At 71.9% G+C, this 18,488-nt stretch carries 20 protein-coding genes, 1 tRNA gene and 1 riboswitch; of the genes, 6 read left to right on the forward strand and 15 right to left on the reverse strand.

The genetic code is table 11. The features are described from left to right. Nucleotides 1–6: 6 nt before the first annotated feature. Nucleotides 7–80: transfer RNA gene (locus KAF39_RS03555), tRNA-Gly, on the forward strand. 116 nt (nucleotides 81–196) lie between these two features. Here the strand turns inward: KAF39_RS03555 and KAF39_RS03560 are convergent. From KAF39_RS03560 to KAF39_RS03585, 6 genes are all read right to left on the reverse strand, one after another. Beyond that, nucleotides 197–637: a hypothetical protein gene (locus KAF39_RS03560; RefSeq protein WP_210675994.1), complete on the reverse strand. Its 441-nt coding sequence runs from the start codon at nucleotides 635–637 to the stop codon at nucleotides 197–199. Between the two features lie 76 nt (nucleotides 638–713). Further along, the gene (locus tag KAF39_RS03565; protein WP_307805044.1) at nucleotides 714–1,460 is read right to left on the reverse strand and encodes a F510_1955 family glycosylhydrolase; all 747 of its coding nucleotides are present in this window, start codon (nucleotides 1,458–1,460) and stop codon (nucleotides 714–716) included. Between the two features lie 118 nt (nucleotides 1,461–1,578). Continuing rightward, nucleotides 1,579–1,642: riboswitch (guanidine-III (ykkC-III) riboswitch) on the reverse strand. A gap of 9 nt (nucleotides 1,643–1,651) precedes the next feature. Beyond that, nucleotides 1,652–2,227: a dihydrofolate reductase family protein gene (locus KAF39_RS03570; protein ID WP_210675995.1), complete on the reverse strand. Its 576-nt coding sequence runs from the start codon at nucleotides 2,225–2,227 to the stop codon at nucleotides 1,652–1,654. Then, the gene (locus tag KAF39_RS03575) at nucleotides 2,224–2,838 is read right to left on the reverse strand and encodes a DUF1684 domain-containing protein (RefSeq protein WP_210675996.1); all 615 of its coding nucleotides are present in this window, start codon (nucleotides 2,836–2,838) and stop codon (nucleotides 2,224–2,226) included. Before KAF39_RS03575 ends, KAF39_RS03570 begins: the two co-directional genes overlap by 4 nt. Before the next feature lie 41 nt (nucleotides 2,839–2,879). Further along, entirely contained in the window at nucleotides 2,880–3,512 is a 633-nt protein-coding gene (locus tag KAF39_RS03580) for a phosphatase PAP2 family protein (protein WP_210675997.1), read from the reverse strand. An 86-nt stretch (nucleotides 3,513–3,598) separates the two neighbouring features. Next, nucleotides 3,599–4,408 (reverse strand): sugar nucleotide-binding protein, encoded by an 810-nt coding sequence (locus KAF39_RS03585; RefSeq protein ID WP_210675998.1) that lies wholly within the window; start codon nucleotides 4,406–4,408, stop codon nucleotides 3,599–3,601. A 50-nt stretch (nucleotides 4,409–4,458) separates the two neighbouring features. Here KAF39_RS03585 and KAF39_RS03590 point away from each other — a divergent pair, with 50 nt between their 5' ends. From KAF39_RS03590 to KAF39_RS03600, 3 genes are all read left to right on the forward strand, one after another. Further along, entirely contained in the window at nucleotides 4,459–5,484 is a 1,026-nt protein-coding gene (locus KAF39_RS03590; RefSeq protein ID WP_307805045.1) for an FUSC family protein, read from the forward strand. A gap of 72 nt (nucleotides 5,485–5,556) precedes the next feature. Continuing rightward, entirely contained in the window at nucleotides 5,557–6,915 is a 1,359-nt protein-coding gene (locus KAF39_RS03595) for an APC family permease (protein WP_210675999.1), read from the forward strand. After that, entirely contained in the window at nucleotides 6,899–7,108 is a 210-nt protein-coding gene (locus KAF39_RS03600) for a multidrug transporter (RefSeq protein WP_210676000.1), read from the forward strand. The genes KAF39_RS03595 and KAF39_RS03600 overlap by 17 nt, the downstream gene beginning before the upstream one ends. Nucleotides 7,109–7,172: 64 nt before the next feature. Here KAF39_RS03600 and KAF39_RS03605 read toward each other — a convergent pair whose 3' ends face one another. The 8 genes from KAF39_RS03605 to KAF39_RS03640 form a co-directional block, all read right to left on the reverse strand. After that, entirely contained in the window at nucleotides 7,173–7,943 is a 771-nt protein-coding gene (locus KAF39_RS03605) for an SDR family NAD(P)-dependent oxidoreductase (protein ID WP_210676001.1), read from the reverse strand. Next, entirely contained in the window at nucleotides 7,940–8,554 is a 615-nt protein-coding gene (locus tag KAF39_RS03610; protein ID WP_210676002.1) for a nucleoside/nucleotide kinase family protein, read from the reverse strand. Before KAF39_RS03610 ends, KAF39_RS03605 begins: the two co-directional genes overlap by 4 nt. Nucleotides 8,555–8,622: 68 nt before the next feature. Further along, the gene (locus KAF39_RS03615; protein WP_210676003.1) at nucleotides 8,623–9,633 is read right to left on the reverse strand and encodes a sugar ABC transporter substrate-binding protein; all 1,011 of its coding nucleotides are present in this window, start codon (nucleotides 9,631–9,633) and stop codon (nucleotides 8,623–8,625) included. Between the two features lie 49 nt (nucleotides 9,634–9,682). Further along, entirely contained in the window at nucleotides 9,683–10,726 is a 1,044-nt protein-coding gene (locus KAF39_RS03620; protein WP_246878218.1) for an ABC transporter permease, read from the reverse strand. Continuing rightward, nucleotides 10,723–12,222 (reverse strand): sugar ABC transporter ATP-binding protein, encoded by a 1,500-nt coding sequence (locus tag KAF39_RS03625; protein ID WP_210676004.1) that lies wholly within the window; start codon nucleotides 12,220–12,222, stop codon nucleotides 10,723–10,725. Before KAF39_RS03625 ends, KAF39_RS03620 begins: the two co-directional genes overlap by 4 nt. Next, on the reverse strand, nucleotides 12,219–13,274 hold the full coding sequence (locus tag KAF39_RS03630; RefSeq protein ID WP_210676005.1) for an NAD(P)-dependent alcohol dehydrogenase: 1,056 nt from the start codon (nucleotides 13,272–13,274) through the stop codon (nucleotides 12,219–12,221). Before KAF39_RS03630 ends, KAF39_RS03625 begins: the two co-directional genes overlap by 4 nt. A gap of 40 nt (nucleotides 13,275–13,314) precedes the next feature. Further along, a complete protein-coding gene (locus KAF39_RS03635) occupies nucleotides 13,315–14,772 on the reverse strand; it encodes a xylulokinase (protein WP_210676006.1) in 1,458 nt (485 codons plus the stop codon). Then, nucleotides 14,769–15,461: an SIS domain-containing protein gene (locus tag KAF39_RS03640; protein WP_210676007.1), complete on the reverse strand. Its 693-nt coding sequence runs from the start codon at nucleotides 15,459–15,461 to the stop codon at nucleotides 14,769–14,771. The genes KAF39_RS03635 and KAF39_RS03640 overlap by 4 nt, the downstream gene beginning before the upstream one ends. A 97-nt stretch (nucleotides 15,462–15,558) precedes the next feature. Here KAF39_RS03640 and KAF39_RS03645 point away from each other — a divergent pair, with 97 nt between their 5' ends. After that, on the forward strand, nucleotides 15,559–16,509 hold the full coding sequence (locus KAF39_RS03645) for a sugar-binding transcriptional regulator (protein WP_210676008.1): 951 nt from the start codon (nucleotides 15,559–15,561) through the stop codon (nucleotides 16,507–16,509). Then, nucleotides 16,506–17,123 (forward strand): hypothetical protein, encoded by a 618-nt coding sequence (locus KAF39_RS03650; RefSeq protein ID WP_210676009.1) that lies wholly within the window; start codon nucleotides 16,506–16,508, stop codon nucleotides 17,121–17,123. Before KAF39_RS03645 ends, KAF39_RS03650 begins: the two co-directional genes overlap by 4 nt. A gap of 6 nt (nucleotides 17,124–17,129) precedes the next feature. Here the strand turns inward: KAF39_RS03650 and KAF39_RS03655 are convergent, their stop codons facing one another. Continuing rightward, nucleotides 17,130–18,440 carry an FGGY family carbohydrate kinase gene (locus KAF39_RS03655; protein ID WP_210676010.1) on the reverse strand — a complete coding sequence of 437 codons (1,311 nt, stop codon included), beginning with the start codon at nucleotides 18,438–18,440 and terminating at the stop codon, nucleotides 17,130–17,132. Between the last annotated feature and the right edge of the window lie 48 nt (nucleotides 18,441–18,488).

Consider the following 18,488-nt stretch of genomic DNA (forward strand, 5'->3'; position numbering starts at 1 on the left):
GGGTTCGGGGCTGTAGTTCAATGGTAGAACTTCTGCTTCCCAAGCAGACAGCGCGGGTTCGATTCCCGTCAGCCCCTCCACTGAGCACAACGCGATCATCGCGGGTTTTTCGGGCCGCTGCCGTGGTTCGACCAAGGTCAGGTGCAGACGCGCCCGTAGCTCCACGCATCGGCCAGGCAGGCGACGTCCCTTCGTGCTAGTCCGCGAGCGCGCGGTCCTGCACGGGACGACGGCCGATGCGGTCGGCGACCGCGCGCACCTCGTCGTCGGTGTAGGCGCCGCGGGTGCCCGAGATCGACATGCCGGCCGCAGCGGCGAGCATCTTCAGCGGATACGGCTGCGGGGCGATGAACTCCCGGCCGTAAGCGATGAGCATGCGCATCCGGTCCTCCGCCTCACGCATCTCCGTGCGAGCTCGGTCGATCTCGTTGACGAGGATGTCTCCGTGCGGTTCGGCACCCCCGGCGTCGGCCACGCGGAGGAACCGCTCGAAGATCTCGCGCTGACGCACGACCTCCTCCCGCACCGCTTCCCTCGATGCCCGCGTCGGCTCGTCGGCGCCGGCCGGAGCGGACTCCGGGATCGGCAGGACGATGTCGAGGATGTCGTCGATTCTGTCTCTCTTCATCTTTTCCATGCGTTCATTCTACGCAATACGTTTCAGTGAGCGCAATCTGTTTCAGTGAGTGGAGCGCGGAGCAGGCCTCGGCAGGTCAGTCCTGGAGGAGGGGCACCATCACCCGTTCCCCGGCGGGCGTGACCTCCACGACTCCCCGCGCGTCGACGAGCACGATCCGCTCGGCACCGATCGCGCCCAGTGCCTGCACGGGGCCCTCGGCGGCGCCGACCCTGGCCCACGACCCGTCGTCGGCCGTCTCCCACAGGGTGCCCTCGACGTCCACGCCGACCAGCGCGCCATCCTCGCGGGCGTCGACCGAGTACAGCAGAGGTGCGTCGGCCACCGGCGCGAAGCCCGATCCGGCGAGGTCGCCACGCAGCAGTCCGGACTCGGTCGCGGCATGCACCCCGGAATCCGTCACCGCGAGATCGACCGCGGGGAGCGGCTCCCCGCGACTCCAGGTGACGCCCTCGTCCGTGCTCGTCAGCAGCCCGGGCCCGCTCGACCCGATGCCGCGGAGGGTGCCGTCCGGGCCCGCCGTCAGGACGTGGAAGTCCTCCACACCGGTGAGCGCGACCGGCTCCCAGGTCTCACCGCCGTCGTCGCTGCGGATGATGCCGAGGTTGCCCTCGCCGAGCTCGGGCGCCGTCGTCGGGCCCGGGTGACCGGAGGCGAACAGCGCACCGCCGGCGACCGTGAACCCCATCGCGTCGAAGTCGTGCCCCCCGACCGGTCCCGCGAGCGCCCCATCCGCTCGCACCGTGAAGATGCCTTCGTGCGTCGCGAGAAACAGGTCGTCCCGGTCCGGTGCTGCGGCGACGGCATGCACGTGCGTGATCACCGGCGGCCCCGCTGTGTGGGGCGCGTCAGCCGCGCACCCGGCCAGGAGAAGGAGAAGACCACCGAGGGCGATGACGTTCGACGTCCGGATACCGCGCGGAGACATGCGACGACCTTTCGTGGTCAGTCTTGTCGCTCAGCGGGTACTGCGCCCTCGTCCGCAGGCCCGGTCGCAGGCCCGCTGCCACCGTATCAGGGCCGGTGCGGTCCGCCCGTCGGGCGATACCGCTGCACGACGACACCGGAGCGGAGCTCCCGTCGCTCGGTGAGTTCGAGGCGGAGGCGCTCGTGCAGCCCGTCGAGCAGCCGCGGCCCGTGCCCTGCGACCATCGGATGCACGACGAAAACGTACTCGTCGATCAGCCCGAGGTCGGCGAGCGTCGCCGGCAGCGCCACGCCCCCGACGGAGAGTCCTGCGCCCGGCTGCTCCTTCAGCCGCCGCACCGCCGCGGCGAGATCGCCGCGGACGAGATCGGCGTTCCAGTCCACGGCATCGAGGGTGTGCGACACGACGTGCTTCGGCATCCGGTCGATGGTCTCGGCGAAGGGCGTCTCCCACTCCTCCATCCAGTCCGGCCACTCACCGGACTCCGGGCGACGCCACGCGGATCGCATCAGGTCGTAGGTCACGCGGCCGTAGAGCAGCGCATCGGCGCGCTCCAGCTCGGCCGTCCAGAAACGCATCGACTCCTCGTCCGGAGGCAGCCCGGCCTCGTGATGGCAGCAGCCGTCGAGCGTCACGTTGATCCCGTACCGGAGCGGCCTCATCGGAGCTCCCCCACCGGGATCGGGATGTCGAGCACGTTCCCGGCCGGCGCGAGCGGGCACGCCCACGCCGGGTCGTACGCGCACGAGGGGTTGTACGCGAAGTTGAAGTCGAGCACGATCGTTCCGCGACGGGGGTCGGCCCCGAGGTCCGCCCCCTTGACGGTGTCGATGAGGTACCGCCCGCCGCCGTACGTGCCGCCGGGCTGCCCGGCGGAGGCATCGCGCACCGGCACGAACAGCCCCCCGCCGTAGGACGTGAGCCGCCACACGTCCAGCGTTCCGACATCGGGGATCTCGACGACACCGACGCGGGCGAACGGCACCACCCCGTCGGTCCCGGTCGCGAACTCGAACGCCGCGGGCTCCGCATCGAGGATCGGCAGGTCGAAGCGCCAGCCGGGATCGTAGGGGGCGATCGGGAGCCCCTCGAACAGCACACGGTCATCGGGCAGGAGGGGGGTCGCCGGGTGGCGCAGCAGCAGCTCGTCGCGCTCGATGCGCCACAGCTCGTGCGCCTCCTCCGGAGAATCCGCTCGCCGCACCGCCTCGTACAGGGCGAACACCCGCCGCCGCCAGTCGACGACCTCGAGGGCCGTCCGCGCATTCGTCATGCGCCCACGCTACGCCGGACGGCCGACACCCGGAATGCCCGTCAGCTCGTCGGCGCCGGGCGGGCTCGCCGTGCCGCGACCGCGCCGGCGGCGAGCGCGAGAGCTCCGGTGATGATCACCCCGAAGGCGGCACCGAGGGCGACGTCGTGCACGTAGTGCACCCCCTGCACGACCCGCCCCACCGCGACCAGCGACGCGAGGGCGAGGGCCGCCCACACCACCCAGGCGCGACCGAGGGCCACCGCGATGACGACGACGGCGCCGAACGCGAGGGTCGCGTGGTTCGACGGCAGCGACCAGTCCCCCGCGGGCGGGCACTCTCCCGCACTCGGCCAGCGCGTGCAGGGGCGCGGCTCGGCGAACAGCAGCTTCGCGCCCTCGCTCGCCGCGTACGCGACGACCACCCCGAGCGCGGCGATCACCACCGGCAGACGGCGCTCGGGCCGCCGGAGGACGACGAACAGCATCGCGCCGGCCGTCGCCGCGGCGAGCGCGACCAGCCCCGCCTCGGAGACGAGTTCGACGTGCGGGAGGCCCGCCCCGAGATCGGCCAGCCACCGCGTGCCGACGACGCTCAGACTCCCGGGCACCGGGAGCAGGAGCAGGACGGCGACGAGTCCGAGGGCGACGGCGAACGGCACGAGGGCACGGCGGGACAGCGTGGAGGACGGCATGCTCTCGACGCTAGGCCGGGCGGTGGCATCCGGGCATCGCCCGCGAGTCGGACCCGCGTCCGTCCCGGGATGTATCCGGGCCGGTCTCAGAGCCGGTCGATCATCTCGGCGTAGCCGTCCTCGTAGGTCGGGTACGCCAGGTCGCCGATGACCGTGCGGAGCAGCGTCCCGTCGTAGACGGAGCCGCTCGGTGCGCTGCCGTCGTCCGGCGGCACGGGCACGCCGAGGCGCGCGGCGAGGAAGGCCACGACATCGCCGAGCGGGGCGGGCGCCCGGTCGACGGCATGCACGAGCGGCGGCGGCTCCGGCAGCCGCAGCAGCGTGTCCAGCGTGCGCACCAGGTCGGTCTCGTGGATGCGGTTCGTGCGGCGACGGTACGACACGGGCGCCCCCTCCCGCACCCTGCGCAGGAGGAACTCCCGACCGGGTCCGTAGATGCCCGCGGGGCGGACGACCACGGCGTCGAAGAGCTCGAGGGCGGCGCGCTCCGCATCGTGCAGCCCGCGACCGCGGTCGGTGACGGGCGCCGGCTCGTCACGCTCGGTGCGCGGCTCCGCGCTCCCGGCCCCGTCGAACACCCCGGTGGACGACACGAACACGGTCCGGGCCGGCCGCTCCGGCAGCGCGTCCGCCAGGTGCGCGAGGGCCGCGCGGGACGACGACACCTCGGGCCCCGGAGGCAGGGTGACGACGACGGCATCGACCTCGGGCAACGGCTGCGGAAGCGGCGCGGCGAGGTCGGCGGACACCGCATCCACCCCCTCCGGAACGGGCCCATCGCTGCGACGGAGGGCGACGACGGCACCGCCGTCCGCGACGAGCAGCGGAGCGAGGCGAGCGCCGAGCTTGCCGTATCCGACGAGGAGCGTGCGGCGGGGCGGGGGCGGAATGGTCATCGCCTCCACCCTCGCACATCGTCCCCGGGCGGCGGACGTAGGCTTGATCGGTGACGGAATCGCAGGGGCGGGTGTGGACGGGGGTCCTGCGCGTCGGTCCGCACCGCGGCGACCACCGGGTCGCGATGCGCGCCGCCGTGAGCGTCGCCGCCCCGCTCCTCGTGCTGTGGGCGCTCGGCCGGCTCGACCTCAGCATCTACGCGAGCTTCGGCGCGTTCGCCGCCCTCTACGGCCGCCACGACGTCTTCCGCGACCGGATCCGCATGCAGGCCAGCGCGGGCGTCGTCCTGCTCGCGGCGATGCTGATCGGCACCGCACTGTCCGTGCTCGCCGCCCCCGCCGTGCTCAGCGTCCTCGTGGTCGCACTCGTCGCGGCCGCGGTCACCCTGCTCGCCTCCATCCTCCAGTGGCACCCGCCCGGTCCGCTGTTCACGGTCTTCGCGACCGGCGCGTGCGCGACGATCCCCGCGACCGCGGCATCCTTCGGGGCGGTCGTGATCGTCGGCGGCGCGAGCGTGCTGTTCGGCCTCGCCCTCACGGCGCTCGTCGCCGTACTCACCCGGAGCACCGCGGAGGCGGCCCCGAAAGTCCGTCCGCGCGTGGGCCCGATCGCCGCGGAGATGGCCGCCTCCGTCGCCGTCGCGATCGTGGGCGCCGGCCTCGTGGGCCTGCTGCTGGGCGGGACACACTGGTACTGGGCTGCGGTCGGCGCCGTCGCCGCGGTCAGCGGCGCCCAGCTCAACGCCCGCGTGATCCGGGGCATTCAGCGTCTCGTCGGCACCCTGCTCGGCGTCCTGGTCGCCGCCGGGATCCTCGCCCTCGACCTGCCGCCGCTCGCCGTGATCGCCGTCGTGGTCGTCCTCCAGGGCGCGGCGGAGCTGTTCATCGGGCGCAACTACGGCATCGCCATGGTGTTCGTCACCCCGCTCGCCCTTCTCATGGTGCATCTCGCCGCGCCCACGCCGGTCGCCGATCTGCTGACCGACCGGGTGCTCGAGACGATCATCGGCGTCCTCGTGGGCACGGTCGTCGCCGTCGCCTCCGCTGCCCTGCGTCGTCGCAGCCGCCGGCCCTAGGGCGGATGGCCCATCGGGGCGGATGCTGTCAAGCCCGTCGCCGGCCGCGCCTGGCACCCCTACCGTGCAAGGATGACCGCCTCGACCGAGCCCCGCACCGAGACACCCACCCGGCTGCGTCGCGCCATCACCGGCCCCCTGCTGTTCGCGTTCATCCTGGGCGATGTCCTCGGGGCGGGGATCTACGCGCTCATGGGCGTGCTCTCCGAAGACGTCGGCGGGCTGCTCTGGGCACCGCTCATCCTCGCCCTCCTGCTCGCGCTGCTCACCGCCGGCTCCTACGCCGAGCTCGTCACCAAGTACCCGCGGGCGGGCGGTGCCGCGGTCTTCGCGGAGCGCGCGTTCCACAGCCCGCTCGTGTCGTTCCTCGTCGGCTTCAGCATGCTCGCGGCCGGAGTGACGAGCGCCGCCGGCCTCGCGATCGCGTTCTCCGGCGACTACCTCAGCACCTTCGTCGACCTGCCGACCATCCCCGTCGCGATCGTCTTCCTCGCGATCGTCGGCCTGCTGAACGCCCGCGGCATCCGCGAATCGATGGGCGCCAACCTGGTGATGACGGCGATCGAGCTCAGCGGCCTCGTGATCGTGGTCGTCGTGGTCGCGGTGTTCGTCGGCGGCGGGGGCGGCGACCTGTCGCGCGCGACGCAGGCCCCCGAGGGCGCGAACGTCGCCCTGGCGGTGCTCGCCGGCGCCGTCATCGCCTACTACTCCTTCGTCGGGTTCGAGACGTCCGCCAACATGATCGAAGAGGTCAAGGACCCGCGGCGGACGTATCCCCGGGCGCTCTTCGGCGCGCTCCTGACCGCCGGCGTCGTGTACGTCCTGGTCGGCCTGGCGAGCGCCGTGGCCCTCCCCGCGTCCGAGCTGCAGGAGTCGAGCGGCCCGCTGCTCGCCGTCGTCGAGGCCACGGGCGTGAGCATCCCGTCCTGGCTGTTCAGCCTCATCGCCCTCATCGCGGTGGCCAACGGCGCGCTGCTGACGATGATCATGGTCAGCCGCCTCACCTACGGCATGGCGGAGCAGAACCTGCTGCCGTCCGTCCTCGGTCGCGTCCTCCCGAAGCGGAAGACGCCCTGGGTCGCGATCCTCACCACGACCCTCGTCGCGATGGGACTCACGCTCGTCGGCGACCTCGCGACCCTCGCCGAGACGGTCGTGCTGCTGCTGCTCGTCGTCTTCCTCAGCGTGAACGTCTCGGTGCTGGTGCTGCGCCGGGACCGCGTCGCGCACGACCACTTCCGCGTGTGGACGTTCGTGCCGGTGCTGGGCGTCGCCTCCTGCATCCTGCTCCTCACCCAGCAGCGCCCGCAGGTGTGGCTGTTCGGCGCCATCCTGCTGGCCGTCGGCGGCGTCCTCTACGCGCTCGCCCGCTGGGGCCGCAACCGATCCTCGACCACCGACAAGAAGGAGAGCCATGAGCACGCCCGATGACACCACCGACGAGACGTTCGAGGAGAACCGTCACGACCAGCTGACGTCCGCCCCGGATGCGACGGAGGCCGACGCCGCGCCGCGCGTGGACGTGTCGGAGCACGACGGCAACACCCGCATCGACATCCGCGACGACGCCGAGGTGCGCCCCGGCCCTGGTCCCGGCATGCCGGAGGCCGACGGCGAGGACTGACCCCGCACACGCACGAGCGCCCGCTCTCCTCCCCCGGAAGCGGGCGCTCGCGTGTGCCGTGCGGTCAGAACAGCGTGTACCCGCCGTCGACGACGAGGACGGTGCCGGACATGAAGCTCGCGGCATCCGACGCGAGGAAGACCACCGACGGGCTGACCTCGCTCGGGGTGGCATAGCGCTGCTGAGCGGAGTCCGCGATCCAGTACCGGCGGAAGCGCGGCTCGTCCACCGGCGACATGTCGGTCTTGATGTACCCGGGGGCCACGGCGTTCACGCGCACCCCCGCCGGGGCCCACTCCGCCGCCAGCGACTTGGTGAGGTGGTGCACTGCCGCCTTGGAGGCGTTGTAGGCGGGCTGCATCTGCGGGCGGTTGACGATCTGGGCCGAGATGGAGCCGACGTTGACGATCGATCCGGAGCCGCGCCCCACCATGTGCGCGCCGACCGTCTGCGACAGCCGCCACAGCGCGGTGAGGTTCGTGTCGATGACGTGCGCCCACTCGTCGTCCGTCACCTCGAGCGCCGGACGGTGGATGCAGGCGCCCGCGTTGTTGATGAGGATGTCGAGACGTCCGCCCACGGCCTCGATCGCCTCCGCCGCGATGCGGTCCACGGAGGAGCGCTCGGTGAGGTCGCCGAGCACGACCCAGGCCCGCCGGCCGACGGCCTCGATCTCGGCCGCGGTCTCCTTCGCCGCGGCCTCGTCCCGGCCGTGGACGACCACATCGGCGCCGGCCTCGGCGAGAGCACGGGCGAACTCGCGGCCGAGGCCGCGGGTGGCGCCGGTGACCAGCGCGGTCTTGCCGGTGAGGGCGAATGCATCCATGACGCTCATGCGTCGTCTCCTTCGTTCAGGGTGATGATGGCGTCGGCCCGATGCCGGGTCGCGCGGATGAGGACGGCGTTGGGACCGTCGACGTCGGTCGCCCAGGCGACGGCGTCGGCGTGCGATCTCCCGTACGCCTCGTGGCGGGCGACGAGACGACGCAGCCGCAGGTCTTCGGGGACGTCGAGGTACCAGGTCTCGTCGAGCAGGGGGCGCACGTGCTCCCACCCGTCGGCGTCGTGCAGCAGGTAGTTGCCCTCCACCACGATCACGCGGTCTCGGGCGGAGAGCGGCAGGGCGTCGGCGACCGCGGCGTCGATGTCGCGGTCGAACCGCGGGGCGCGCACGTCCTCCCCCGCGCGCAGGCGGGCGAGCAGGGCGGCGAATCCGGCGACGTCGAAGGTCTCCGGCGCCCCCTTACGGTCGCGGAGCCCCCGGCGATCGAGGTCGTCGTTGGCGAGGTGGAAGCCGTCCATCGGGAACACCGGCGGCCCGAGCCGCTCGGCCAGCGTGGACTTGCCGGCGCCGGGCGGCCCGACGACGCCCAGCAGGAACGGCCGCCCGTCGCGGGACAGCTCCCGGACCCGGGCGGGGGCCTCGGCGGCGGTGAGTGCGAGCATCAGCGCTCCTCGTCGGTGGTCGGGCACGGATCGGGGGAGCGGGCGGAAGCCCGCTCCCCCGGCCGGTGTCACTGGTCGAGCAGTCCGGCTTCCTTGTACAGGTCGATGTACTGCTGGACGTCGTCCTTCGTGATGAGCGGGTTGCCGATGTCGACGTTCACCTCGTCCTCCGCGCCGGTCAGCAGATCGTGCACGGCCTTGAGGTTGAGCTCCGCCAGTTCGCGGGCGTTCTGCAGCGAGGTGGCGGTCATGGTGCCGGCCTCGATCAGCAGGACGGCCTCGGGGGTGCCGTCGACGCCGTAGGCGAGGATGCCGTCGAAGCCGCCCTTGCCCTTCACCGCCTCCAGCGCACCGGACGCCATGTTGTCGTTCATCGAGATGATCGCGTCGATGTCGGAGTTGGCCAGCGACCAGTCCTCCATCAGGGTCATCGCCTCGTCCTTGTTCCAGTTCGCGATGTCCTCGGCGACGATCTTCACGTCGGGACGCTTGGCGAAGAACTCCTTCTCCCAGGCGTCACGGCGGGCCGTGCTGTGGAAGTTGCCGGCCGGGCCGTTCAGCACCACGACGTTGGCCCCGTCCGGGATCTGCTCCACCGCGAGTTCGGCGACGACCGCGCCCTGCTTGTACGGGTCGGCGTCGACCGAGTCGCCACCGGTCAGGCCCTCGACACGCGGGTTGGTCGTGATGGTCACGATGCCCGCGTCGATGGCCTGCTGGATGTACGGCAGCTGCGCGTCGGCGTTGTTGGCCTGGACGATGATCGCGTCGAACTTGTTCGCGATCGCGTTCTCGATCATCTTGTTCTCGATCTCGTCGTCGGCCTGGCCGTCGAAGACCTCGAGGGTGATGTCGTCGTACTCGCCGGCCGCCGTCTTCATCTCGTTCGCGAGCCAGGCGGCGAACGAGTCGGCCTGGGCGCGGGCGATGTAGGCGACGCGGTACTCGTCCTTGTCCTCGGAGCCACCGCCTCCGCCGTTCCCGGTCGGGTTCCCGGTGGTGACGGCGCAGCCGGCGAGGCTGATCGCCGCGGCGGCAGCGGCGCCGAACGCGATGATCCTGCGGGTAAGACTCTTCATTGTCTTCTCCTGTTTCTCTGGGTGGGGTGAAGCGGTCGGGTGGGAGCGGTCAGGACGACGTCCTGCCGCCTCCCGGGTCGGATGAGGATGCGGAGGCTCCGACGGGGAAGGGATCGCCCTTCGCGTCGGACTTGAGGATCGTGGTCTTCGCCTTGCCGCGCTTGCTGAAGACGTCGTAGGCGACGGCGACGACGATGATCGCGCCCATCACGATCTGCTGGATGTACGAGCCGATCCCGATGAGGTTCATGATGTTGCCGAGGATGCCGACGATGAGCGCACCGGCGAGCGTGCCCATCACGGTGCCGACGCCGCCGGAGAAGCTCGTGCCACCGATGATCGGGGCGGTGATGGCCTGCAGCTCGTAGCCGACACCGGCGTTGGGGAGGCCGGCGTTGACGCGGGACATGAAGATCACACCGGCGATGCCGACGAGGGCGCCGTTGACGAGGAACGCCTGGTACTTCACGCGCTCCACCGAGATCCCGGCGGCACGCGCGGCCTCCTCGTTGCCGCCCACCGCGTACACCGAGCGGCCGTACCGGGTCTGGTTCATCAGGTACCAGATCACGATCGTCACGCCGATCAGCACGAGCACCGGGATCGGCAGCCAGCCGAGGTTGCCCTGGCCGATGAGGATGAAGTCGCCCAGCTGGAGGACGTTCTGCCCCTGGGTCAGCTCCAGCACCGCGCCGCGGGCCATCAGCATCATGCCGAGCGTCACGATGAACGCGGGGGTCTTCAGCGTCGCGACGAGGAAGGCGTTCACGAGGTTGCAGAGCATGCCGATGAGGATGCCGGCGAGGATCGCGAGCAGCAGGTTGCCCGTCGACTTGTACACGAGCACCGACACCACGCCGGCGAACGCCATGACGGCGCCCGCGGACAGGTCGATCATGCCGCCGATGATCAGCGTCATCGCCCCGAAGGCGAGGATCGTGATCACCGCGACCTGGCGCAGCACGTTGAAGATGTTGTCCGAACTCAGGAAGTTCGGGCTCAGGAAGCTCGCCGCGACGATCACCACCAGCAGGATGATGTAGATCGAGAAGCGGTTCACCTCGAGTCTCTTCAGGTTGGAGAGCATTGTCATGCCACCTCGATTTCATTCATGGCGTAGGTGAGGATGGTTTCCTGCGAGAACTGATCGGGCGTCAGCTCCGCGGTGAGGCGTCCGGCCGACATCACGTAGATGCGGTCGCACATGCCGATGAGCTCGGGGAGCTCGGACGAGATCATGAGGATGCCGCGGCCCTGGCGGGCGAGCTCCGTCATGATCTTGTAGATCTCGAACTTCGCGCCCACGTCGATGCCGCGGGTGGGCTCGTCGAGGAGCAGCACCTTCGGGTCGGCGATCAGCCAGCGGGCCAGGAGCACCTTCTGCTGGTTGCCGCCGCTGAGGTTCGCGATGCGCGTCTGCAGGCTCGGCGCCTTGACGTTCATCTTCCGGAAGTACTCGGTGACGAGCTCCTCCTCCTCCCGACGCCGGGCGAAGCCGCCGTGGATCACCTTGCGGAGGCTGGCGAGGGTGGCGTTCTTCATGATGCTCAGCTGCGGGACGATGCCGACCAGGCGGCGGTCCTCGGACAGCATCGCGACGCCCGCCTTGATCGCCTGGGTCGGGTTCTTGATCTTCACGGTCTGCGTGTCGACCTCGATCTCCCCGGCATCCAGCTTGTCGAGGCCGAATACGGCGCGGATGACCTCGCTGCGCCCGGCGCCGATGAGTCCGGCCAGCCCGACGATCTCGCCGGCGCGGATGTGCAGGTCGATGTCCTCGAACATGTGCTCGGCCGACAGCCCGGTGGCCCGGAAGACCGTGTCGCCGATCTCGACGTGCTCCTTCGGGTAGGACTGGTGGTCGAGGTCACGACCAACCATCTGCGCGATCACCTGGCTCGACGTGATCTCGGAGGCCGGCTGCGAGCTCACCACGGTGCCGTCCCGCAGCACGCTGATGTCGTCGGCGAGCTCGAAGACCTCGTCCATCTTGTGCGAGATGTAGATGATCGACTTGCCCTGGGCGCGCAGGTCGCGGATCTTCGCGAACAGCGACTCGACCTCCTTGTGCGCGATCGCCGAGGTCGGCTCGTCCATGATCAGCACGTCCGCGCTGTGGTAGACGGCGCGGAGGATCTCGAGGGTCTGGATCTCCGACACGGTGAGCGTGCCGAGGCGGCGGTTGATGGAGAAGTCGAGGCCCTCCTCGGCGAGGATGCGCCGGGCCTCGCTGCGGATGAACCGCCAGTCGACCTTGCCGAACTTCATCGGCAGGCGGCCGAGGAAGAAGCTCTCGGCGATGGTCATGCCGGGCACGTAGTTGAGCTCCTGCGAGATCATCGCGATGCCGCGGGCGCGGGCGTCGATGGGGTTCTTGATCCGCACCTCCTCGCCGCGCACCCGGATGGTGCCGGCGTCGGGCTGGTAGATGCCGTTGATGATCTTCATCAACGTCGACTTGCCGGCGCCGTTCTCTCCGCACAGGGCGTGGACGGTGCCGGGGCGCACGTCGAACGAGACGTCGTCCAGGGCCTTCACGCCGGGGAACGACTTCGAGACGCCCTCGACGGACAGCAGGGTCTCGGTCATGACGCCGCCTTCACGGCGGGCTCGTCGACGCGCCGGACGCGGGGCAGGACGATGCGCTTGAGGGAGTCGATCGACCCCTCGCCCGACAGCGCCTCCTCCACCTGCTCGATGCCGTACACGTGGGTCACGAGCGAGTCGAGCTCCACCTGACCGGATTCGAGGAGCGCACGGGCGATGGGCCACGTGCCGGTGTACCGGAAGATGCCGGTGACGTTGAGCTCGCGCATGGCGACCTCGGGCACCGACAGCGGGAACTCGTCGGCGCTGCCCACGAGCACGACCGTGCCGCCGGCCCGGGTGGAGCGGATGCCGTTGACGATGGCGGGCGTCGCGCCGGAGGCGTCGATGAACACGTTCGCCTCCAGCTCCACGGTGGAGTCGGCGGCCGGGTCGACCGTGCGCGCGCCGTACGACGCGGCGAGCTCGCGGCGCGCCGGGTTGATGTCGGCGATCACCACGTCGACGGCGCCGAACGCCTTCGCGACCTGCGCCGTGATGATGCCGATCGGGCCGCCTCCGGCGATCAGCACGGTGTCGCCGACCTTGATGCCGCCCTTCTGCGCGGCCGCGATCGCGACCGACAGAGGCTCCATGAGGGCCGCGGCGTGATCGCTGATCGAGTCGGGGACGTCGTAGGCGAAGTCGTCCTGGATGAGCACGTAGTCGCAGAACGCGCCGTCCACGGGCGGGGTGGCGTAGAAGGCCATCTGCGGGCAGAGGTTGTAGTCGCCCGCCCGGCAGAAGTCGCAGCGACGACAGGGCCGCTGCGGCTCGATGGCGACGCGCCGGCCGATCCGCGCCGGGTCGACGTCCGCACCCACCGCGACGATGCGTCCGCTCACCTCGTGGCCGAGGATGAGCAGGCTGTCGACGATGTACGGGCCGATGCGGCCGTGCTCGTAGTAGTGCACGTCGGAGCCGCAGACGCCGACGCTGGCGACCTCGATCAGCACCTCGTCGGCCGCGGGGACCGGGACGGGGCGCTCCTCGAGCGCCAGGTCCTTCACCCCCCGCAGCACGCTGGCGGTCATGGTGGTGGGGATCTCCGTCATGGGTGTCCTCTCTCTCCTGTGGAAGCGGGCATGCGTCCGCCTAGAACCGTCGGCCGTCGGCCTGGAGCTCGGCGAGCTCGAGGTAGCGGTCCGCGATGTCGGTGCGATCGGCGGCGGGGGCGGTGACGGAGGTGACCTCCGGCCGCCACTCCGCGGTCACCGCGGCGACCGTGGTCCCGCGCCACACGGCCGCGGCCTGCACGGCGGCGCCGCGGGCGGTGCCCTCCGGCGCGTCGACGGTGTGCACCGGGCGCCCCGTGAGGTCGGCGATCACCTGGCGGTAGGCGAGCGACCGTGCGCCGCCTCCGATGGCGACGGTGTTGCCGGTCACCGGGATGCCGAGGTCGGCGACGGCCCGCTCTCCGCGGACCAGGCCGAGCACGACGCCCTCGAAGGCGGCCAGGGCGAGCTGCTCGCGGCTGGTCGCGGTGGTGAGCCCGGCGAGCATGCCCCGCGCGCCGGGGAGCCGCGGCGAGCGCTCGCCGTCGAGATAGGCGGCGAGCACGGGACGGTCGGGGTCGAGCGGCGCGTCGAGGGCGAGGGCCGTCAGCGTGGCATGGTCGACGGCGAGCAGCCGGGCCATCGTGTCGGTGACCTTGGTGGCGTTGAGCGTGCAGACGAGCGGCAGGTACCCGCCGGTGACGTTGGCGACGCCGTCGACGGCTCCGCGGGGGTCGACGACCGGGTCGGGTGTGGTGGCGAACACCACGCCGGAGGTACCGAGGCTGTAGGCGATGTCGCCGGCGCCGAGACCGATGCCCTGCGCCGCGAGGTGCTGGTCGCCCCCGCCCGCGCTGACGACCGCGGCGGGATCGACGCCCAGCGCCGCGGCGGCCTCGGGGAGGATGCGTCCGGCGGCCTCGTCGGGCCCGAGCACCTCGGGCAGCAGCGCCGCCCAGTCGCGGGGACCCACGAACTCGTCCAGGATGTCGGTGCGCCAGCGCCCGGCGGCGGCCGCGTAGTAGCCGGTGCCGGACGCATCGGAGCGGTCGGTGACGTGGCGGCCGGTGAGGCGGAAGGTCAGCCAGTCGTGCGGGACGGCGAGGTGGCGGGTGCGGTCCCACGTCTCGGCATCCGTCTCGGCGAGCTGGACGAGCTTGGACAGGGTGATGGCCGCGGACGGCACGATGCCGATCTCCTCGGCCCACCACGACGCGGGGCGGGCTCGGAGCAGCGCGGACGCCTGCGGGGCCGAGGTCGTGTCGTTCCACAGGCGCGCCGGGCGCAGCACCCCGCCGTCGGCGCCCGAGACGACGAGTCCGTGGCACTGCGCCCCGACGCCGACGCCGACGATGCGGACGTCGTGGTCGGCCCGCGCCTCGGTCATGGCGAGGACGAGCGCCTGCCACCACGCCTGCGGGTCCTGGGTGCTCACGGGCGGGTGGGTGACCGGGTGCGGCGCCCGGCCGGTCCCGATGAGGGCTCCGGTCGTGGCGTCCCTGAGCTCGACGGTGCAGGACTGCGTGGAGCTGTCGACTCCGGCGACGACGTCGATCATCGCGCACCCCCGGCGGGAGCGGGGATGACGATGCGCGCGGGGTCCGCGGGCAGATCCTCGAGGCGTCCGACGGCACCGGCGGGGTGCGTGGTCATGAACTCCGCCCACGTGTAGCCACGGCCGCGCATGAGCACCTCCGCGAGCGCGTCGCCCCAGGCGGACTGGGCGATGGTGATGCCGGTGGCCACGATGCCGCCGATGTCGGCGGTGGGCGACACCGCGACGGCCACGCTGTGGTCGGCGAGCTGCGCCAGCGGGGTCGTGTGGCTGCGGGTGAGGGCGATGACGCGGGCGCCGCGGCCGCGGGCGATGCGGGCGAGCTGCACGACCTCGTCGGAGGCGCCGCCGTTGGAGATGAGCAGGACGAGGTCGTCGGCCGTGATCGCGCCGGACGCGCCGTGCAGACCGTCCATCGGGGAGAACGGGAGCGCGGGAGTGCCGGTGACCGACAGGATGTGCGCCATCCGGCGGGCGACGGTGCCGGAGGTCCCCGAGCCGCCGACGAACAGCTTGCCGGTCCCGGCGAGGATCAGCGACGCGGCGGTCACGAGGGTGTCGTCGATCGTGTCGATGAGCGCCGTCACGGCGTCGGCCTCGGCCCGCAGGCGCTCGCGCGCCACTGCCAGGATGTCGTCATTGACCGTCAACACGTCTCCTTCGATCGCGCCGTGCAGATCCACTGCGCTCATCTGTGATGCTTGGATGTACGTTTGAGCATAGGAAAGCGGCCGGAGTCGGAGGAAGGCAGAATCACATATGTCACAGTTTCGTGATTTCAGCGCTCAAATGAGCGATGCGTCGAAAGGCCTGGAACACGAGCGCGCGCTGATGGCCGCCGTGGCCAGGGCCCACTATCTGGAGGACCGATCCCGGGTCGAGATCTCCGACGCGCTGGGCATCTCCCGCTTCAAGGTGGCCCGTTTGCTCACCCGCGCCAGGGAGGAGGGCGTGGTCACGATCGAGATCCACGACTGGGGCCTGCCGGACGTCGAGCTCAGCCAGCGCCTGCAGGACAAGCTCGGCCTCGAGAACTGCCTCGTCGTCCGCTCCCACGGCGATGACGACGACGTCCGCCGCCAGATCGGCGCCGCCGCGGCCCGCGCGCTCAGCGACACCCTCCACGAGGACGAGGTGCTCGGCGTCACCTGGGGCCGCACCCTCACCGCCACCGCCAGCCAGTTCGCCCACCTGCCGCGCCTGTCGATCGTGCAGCTCACCGGGGTGGTCGCCGGCGACCTCGCCTCCTCCCCCATCGAGGTCGTCCGGCAGACGTCGCGGCGCGCGGGCGGCGCGGTCTACCCCATCTTCTCGCCCCTCATCGTCGGAGACCGGGACACCGCGGCGAGCCTGCGCAACCACCCCGACATCCGCTCCGCGATGGACCTGTTCCCCTCCGTCACGACCGCCCTGCTCTCGGTCGGCGCGTGGGATCCGCCCGTGTCGCAGGTGCGGGACGTGCTCCCCATCGACGACCTCGCGAACGCCCTGCGCAAGGGGTGCGTGGCCGACATCGCCGGCATCCTCATCGGCAGCGACGGCACCCCGGTCGACGAGGGGTTCCAGGACCGCTGCGTGAACATCTCCTACGCCCAGCTGCAGAAGGTGCCCCGCGTGGTCGCGGTGGCGGGCGGTGCCGCCAAGGCCGACGCCATCCGCACGGTCTCCCGGGTCGGCCTCATCACGGAGCTGTTCACCGATCACGCGCTCGCCCAGGCCGTGCTCGCGGAGGACGAATGATCCAGGTCGCCGGGTCGCTGTGGTCGGTGCCCGCGGCGGAACGGCGGGCGACCGCGGAGCGCCTGCGGGCGGCCGGACTGCGCCGTCTGCACTGGGACACGACCGACGGGCGGTTCGCCGCCGCGGGCGGCTTCCGCGCCGAGGAGGCGGCGACCCTCGCCGCCGAGACCGGGCTGACGGCGGAGGCGCACGTGATGGCGCGGCGTTCCGCGGTCGAGGTCGACCCGTGGACCGACTTCTGCGACCTCGTCGTCGTGCACGTCGAGAGCGAGGACTGGGAGGCCGCCGTCGATCGCATCGTGCGCCGCGGCGGCACGCCGGGGCTGGCGGTGTCTCCGCAGACCCCGGCGACCAGCGTGCCGGCGGACCTCGCGGTGCTCTGCATGTCGATCGTGCCGGGTCAGGCCGGCAGCGCGTTCGACCGCACCGTCCTCGCCAAGGTCAGCGCCCTGCGGGAGTCCGCACCGACGCGGCGGATCGGCGTCGACGGCGGCGTGCGCCGGGCGGACGCGACGGCCCTGGCGGTGGCCGGCGCCGATTGGGTCGTCGTCGGCACCGACCTCATCGGCGACCGGACCGCGGCCTGGGCCGACCTTCTCTCACCCCCCGCCTGAGCGCGGTCAGGCGGCCGGAGGCAGCTCCCGCCCGAGCGTCCGCGCCGCCTGGCGGGCCATGCCCCAGGCCACGTATTCGCCGGGAGGCGGCGCGTCGATCGGGATGTCCAGGATCAGCGGCGCGATCGCCCGCACGGCCGCCGACCGGGCACCGCCGCCGATGAGGATTCCGCGCTCCGCCGGCACCCGGAGGCCGCGGATGGCGTCGAGGCCGTAGCGCAGACCGCCGAGCACCCCTTCGAACGCCGCACGGGCGAGGTTCTCGCGCGTCGTCGACCCGAGCGTCATGCCGAAGAGGGTCCCGGTCGCGTCGGGGAGGTTCGGCGTGCGCTCTCCCTCGAAGTACGGCTCGAGCACCAGCCCGCCCGCGCCGGGCTCCGCGGCGAGCGCGAGCCGGCCGAGGCCCTCGTGGTCGACGCCGAGGAGGGCCGCGACCACGTCGAGCACCCGGGCGGCGTTCACCGTGGCGACGAGGGGCAGATGCCCGCCGGCCGCATCCGCGAAGCCCGCCACGGTGCCGGTGGGATCGACCGTGCGGTGCGCGCTCGTCGCGAAGGCCGTGCCGCTCGTCCCGAGGGAGAGCACGAGGTCGCCCACGCCCGCACCGAGGCCGAGGGCGGCGCCCGCGTTGTCGCCGGATCCGGGGCCGACGGGCCGTCCTCTGTCGTCCAGGACGGCCGCGTCGTGCGCCAGCACCCGCGGCAGGATCGCGTCCTGTCCGAGCGCCGCGCGGAACAGCTCGCGATCGTAGCCGGCGTCGGTCCAGTACCCGGTCCCCGACGCCTCGGAACGATCGGTCACGAGCTCCTCCAGCACAGGCCCGCGGGCGCTCTGCGGTCCGAACCCGCGCAGGCGCCACGTGAGCCAGTCGTGCGGGAGCGCCACCGCCGCCACCCGGCGCGCGTTCGCGGGCTCGTGCTCCCGCAGCCAGCGCACCTTGGTGAGCGTGAAGGAGGGCACGGGCACGAGTCCCGTGCGCTCGGCGAGTGCCGCCGCACCGTGCTCGGCGATGAGGGCGGCGGCGGCATCGGCCGACCGCAGATCGTTCCACAGCAGCGCGGGCCGGACGACCCGGCCCTGCGCGTCGAGCGTGACCATGCCGTGCTGCTGGCCGCTGATCGCCCACGCGCGGACGTCGTCGAAGCCGCCTGCGGCCACGATCGCCGCCTGCAGGGCACGCCACCACTCCTCGGGGTCGACCTCGGTCCCCGGCGGGTGGGGCGCGCGGCCCTCCCGGATGACCCGGCCGGAGACCGCGTCGGCGATGACGACTTTGCAGGACTGCGTCGAGGAGTCGATTCCCGCCACGAGTTCCATGCTGCGATCATCCCATGCGCGGACTCGCCAGCCCTCGCGACGACCCCG

Origin of the sequence: Microbacterium sp. BLY, assembly GCF_017939615.1 — a bacterium.
Classification (GTDB): Bacteria; Actinomycetota; Actinomycetes; order Actinomycetales; family Microbacteriaceae; genus Microbacterium.

What these genes read in the sequence shown, in the direction of transcription:
- KAF39_RS03560 (WP_210675994.1), bottom strand. Translation starts at nt 637, where the DNA reads ATGGAAAAGATGAAGAGAGACAGAATCGACGACATCCTCGACATCGTC.
- KAF39_RS03570 (WP_210675995.1), bottom strand. Translation starts at nt 2,227, where the DNA reads ATGAGGCCGCTCCGGTACGGGATCAACGTGACGCTCGACGGCTGCTGC.
- KAF39_RS03575 (WP_210675996.1), bottom strand. Translation starts at nt 2,838, where the DNA reads ATGACGAATGCGCGGACGGCCCTCGAGGTCGTCGACTGGCGGCGGCGG.
- KAF39_RS03580 (WP_210675997.1), bottom strand. Translation starts at nt 3,512, where the DNA reads ATGCCGTCCTCCACGCTGTCCCGCCGTGCCCTCGTGCCGTTCGCCGTC.
- KAF39_RS03585 (WP_210675998.1), bottom strand. Translation starts at nt 4,408, where the DNA reads ATGACCATTCCGCCCCCGCCCCGCCGCACGCTCCTCGTCGGATACGGC.
- KAF39_RS03595 (WP_210675999.1), top strand. Translation starts at nt 5,557, where the DNA reads ATGACCGCCTCGACCGAGCCCCGCACCGAGACACCCACCCGGCTGCGT.
- KAF39_RS03600 (WP_210676000.1), top strand. Translation starts at nt 6,899, where the DNA reads ATGAGCACGCCCGATGACACCACCGACGAGACGTTCGAGGAGAACCGT.
- KAF39_RS03605 (WP_210676001.1), bottom strand. Translation starts at nt 7,943, where the DNA reads ATGAGCGTCATGGATGCATTCGCCCTCACCGGCAAGACCGCGCTGGTC.
- KAF39_RS03610 (WP_210676002.1), bottom strand. Translation starts at nt 8,554, where the DNA reads ATGCTCGCACTCACCGCCGCCGAGGCCCCCGCCCGGGTCCGGGAGCTG.
- KAF39_RS03615 (WP_210676003.1), bottom strand. Translation starts at nt 9,633, where the DNA reads ATGAAGAGTCTTACCCGCAGGATCATCGCGTTCGGCGCCGCTGCCGCC.
- KAF39_RS03620 (WP_246878218.1), bottom strand. Translation starts at nt 10,726, where the DNA reads ATGACAATGCTCTCCAACCTGAAGAGACTCGAGGTGAACCGCTTCTCG.
- KAF39_RS03625 (WP_210676004.1), bottom strand. Translation starts at nt 12,222, where the DNA reads ATGACCGAGACCCTGCTGTCCGTCGAGGGCGTCTCGAAGTCGTTCCCC.
- KAF39_RS03630 (WP_210676005.1), bottom strand. Translation starts at nt 13,274, where the DNA reads ATGACGGAGATCCCCACCACCATGACCGCCAGCGTGCTGCGGGGGGTG.
- KAF39_RS03635 (WP_210676006.1), bottom strand. Translation starts at nt 14,772, where the DNA reads ATGATCGACGTCGTCGCCGGAGTCGACAGCTCCACGCAGTCCTGCACC.
- KAF39_RS03640 (WP_210676007.1), bottom strand. Translation starts at nt 15,461, where the DNA reads ATGAGCGCAGTGGATCTGCACGGCGCGATCGAAGGAGACGTGTTGACG.
- KAF39_RS03645 (WP_210676008.1), top strand. Translation starts at nt 15,559, where the DNA reads ATGAGCGATGCGTCGAAAGGCCTGGAACACGAGCGCGCGCTGATGGCC.
- KAF39_RS03650 (WP_210676009.1), top strand. Translation starts at nt 16,506, where the DNA reads ATGATCCAGGTCGCCGGGTCGCTGTGGTCGGTGCCCGCGGCGGAACGG.
- KAF39_RS03655 (WP_210676010.1), bottom strand. Translation starts at nt 18,440, where the DNA reads ATGGAACTCGTGGCGGGAATCGACTCCTCGACGCAGTCCTGCAAAGTC.